We start from the raw sequence: 2,961 nt of genomic DNA on the forward strand, positions 1-2,961 counted from the left end.
ATATACTCCTTTTTCTTGTATTCTTGAAGGCTTTTCTCTATTCTCTTCAATCCTTCTTTGTTCGAGAGTTCTTCTAAAGTTGCAAGGATCTCCTCTATTTTGTCAAAGTGTTCATAAAGCTCCTTTAGTAAAGGACGAGGAATCGAAACGGCCTCTGCCAACCATTCCACCACGATTATAGTAGTAAACATCGGGGGTAATTAATATTATTTAAGAATGATCGAGATTTCGAACAGTGAAGTAAATCGTATATTATGTTTTTGTAGTGTGCTAGCATAGCCTTATATTCTTTTAAAGCAAAAAATAATGAGCATGACTCGCTTTCCTCAACCTTCATGCGACAAAGGTAGCCAGAAGTGGATCCAAACGCTCATTAACGATCAACCGGAGCATCTGAACTCGCAGATAAGAGCAAAACTGAATCTTTCAAGAGACGAACATATTCAGTGGCTCTCGCCGTTGAAGGATGATGAGTATTCTGAATATCGCGATCAAGAGTTCATAGACTTGCTTGGGATCAAGCTGAAAGAGAAGCCATTGGCGGATTTTTGGCCGGAAAGAGGCCCTCAATGGGACGCACTGGGGAAATATTCTTGGGGAAAGTTGTTCTTGGTTGAAGCAAAGTCCCACATTCGAGAACTGATTTCAACAATGAAAGCCAAAGAAGATTCGGCAAGAATAATACGCAAGAGTCTTCAAGAAACTAAGCGCTTTCTTGGATCAAACGCTGAAATTGACTGGTCTTGCGGTTTCTATCAGTACGTTAACAGACTTGCCCACTTGTACTTGTTGAGGCAGAACAGACTTCCAGCATATCTTTTGTTCGTTTATTTCATAAACGATTTTGAAATGAAAGGTCCGACTTCAATTCATGAGTGGAAAGGTGCAATAGAGTTGTTACATTCATACTTGGGGATTCGAAGACATAAATTGAAAGACTTTGTAGCCGATGTGTTCATCGATGTAAGATGTCTTCAATAATCAAGCACTTAAGTGCCTGGACTCTTCTTTGCTACCTTTTCTAGGAATTCCACTGGTCTTTTAGACATTTTTGGCACTTGTGATTCTGATTAGCTCTCTTGGTTCTGCTATGGTTCTTCCGCATTTGTTACATTTGACAAGTTGTAATGGTTCATACATCGGAATCATGACTTTGACCTTAGGTTCTAGAGTTGGCGTTTCAATGAAAATCTTGTTAACAGGAACACGATTCCAGTGACCACAAGCGGGACATTTCATTCTCAGCCTTGTTCTCATTTTTGATGCCTCTAGTCGATTATGATCGGCTATTGCGAGATAGGTCAACACCAAAGTGACAGTCACGACAGGTGCTACTACATAATAGTGTTTAGGCGGGGCATATAACGTTTGCTTACATATGCTTACAATCACAGATAAACCCTAAGCACAGCGCAGTTTATATGAAGTTGCAGGGTTTAAATGGTCAAAGTTAAGCTCACCGTTAGCATCTTGCCTGAACTCATTCATTGGATCGATGAACAAGTCGACAAAGGCTATTTTGCTGACAGAAGCCACGCTGTACAATACGCTGTGCTCAAAGTGAAGGAACTCGTGGAAAAAGGCGAAATCAAATTCTGATTTTTGTGTTAACCGCCAACACCATTTTCTCTAGCAATCTTTTTTCTCAGCTCTCCACAATCGTTTTGTGTCATGCCTCAGCGGGCATTGTTTCAACGCCTCCTTCTCTGAACTGCATTCTATAAAATGCGCTGTAAAGCCCATTTGTCCTCATGAGTTCTTCATGCGTTCCCTGCTCCACAGCCTTGCCTTCCTCAATAACGATGATTTCGTCGCACAGCCGTATCGTTGAAAGTCTATGAGCAATTATTATTGTCAACCTGTTCTCAAGGAGCTTCTTTAACGCATTTTGCACAACCAGCTCCGTGTACGGATCAATGCTCGAAGTTGCCTCGTCTAAAATGAGAAGTTTAGGATTTGCAAGCAAAGTGCGCGCGAAGCTTATAAGCTGTCGCTGGCCGATCGAAATGTTTGAAGAGCCTTCCTGTATGATATAGTCGTATCCTTTTGGAAGTTTCATTATAAACGCGTGTGCACCAACAGCCTTTGCTGCTTCAACAACTTCATCGTCTGAGGCGTCGGGTTTTCCAAATCGTATGTTGTCTTTCACGCTTGTTGGGAAAAGAAATGAGTCTTGAAGAACTATGCCCATGTGCCTGCGCAATGAGCTGATCTTGATGTTTTTAACATCGTAACCATTGACAAGTATTCTGCCTCCAGCGGGATCGTAAAATCTTGCCAAAAGATTAATTATCGTGCTCTTTCCTGCGCCGGTGGGGCCAACTATGGCTAATTTCTTTGAATTTCCAAGCTTGAAACTTATGTTTTTGACTACTGGAATATTTGGGTCATATCCAAAAGTGACATTCTGAAATTCCACATCGTTTATCGTGTTAATTTTAACAGCCTGTTCTGACGGCGGATCTTCTATTTCAACTTGTGTATCTATTAAATCGAACATTCTTTCGATAGCCGCCATAGCTGACTGATACTGATCGTAGACAGTGACCAAATCCATCAGCGGCATGAAATATAAGAACTGATATTCTATGAACGCAACTATTGTGCCGATTGTGATTTCGCCGCTTATCGCCATTAAAGCGCCGAACCAAAGAATAAGCGCCGTTCCTGTTACTCTCATAACAAAAATCACAGGCTGATACGAAGCGGAAATTCCAAGAGCTTTGATGTTCGCATCAATGTTTTTATCTTGCGTGTCTCGAAACTCTTCGTAAGAAGTTTTCTCTCGTACGAAGGATTTAATAACTTTCATTCCTGAAAGGTTCTCCTGTATTTTGGCGGTCAACCCAGAAAGCGTGGAAAGTGATTTGCGATAAGCGGCTCTTGAGAATTTTCCGAGAAACCATGCAAATCCCACAGCGATTGGGAGGATTGCCACGGCAATAAGGGCAAGCTTGGCAT

Annotated in this window: 3 protein-coding genes; 1 reads left to right on the top strand and 2 read right to left on the bottom strand. The window is 41.6% G+C overall.

Going from position 1 to position 2,961, the window contains the following annotated elements:
- Positions 1-161: hypothetical protein (locus HXY34_14000; protein ID NWF97246.1), on the bottom strand; the 161-nt coding region annotated here is incomplete at its 3' end.
- Between the two features lie 298 nt (positions 162-459).
- Between HXY34_14000 and HXY34_14005 the strand changes: the two genes are divergently transcribed.
- On the top strand, positions 460-981 hold the full coding sequence (locus tag HXY34_14005) for a hypothetical protein (protein NWF97247.1): 522 nt from the start codon (positions 460-462) through the stop codon (positions 979-981).
- Positions 982-1,669: 688 nt separating this feature from the next.
- Here the strand turns inward: HXY34_14005 and HXY34_14010 are convergent.
- Positions 1,670-2,961: ABC transporter ATP-binding protein (locus tag HXY34_14010; protein NWF97248.1), on the bottom strand; the 1,292-nt coding region annotated here is incomplete at its 5' end.

Source organism: Candidatus Thorarchaeota archaeon, assembly GCA_013388835.1.
Lineage (GTDB): Archaea > Asgardarchaeota > Thorarchaeia > Thorarchaeales > Thorarchaeaceae > JACAEL01.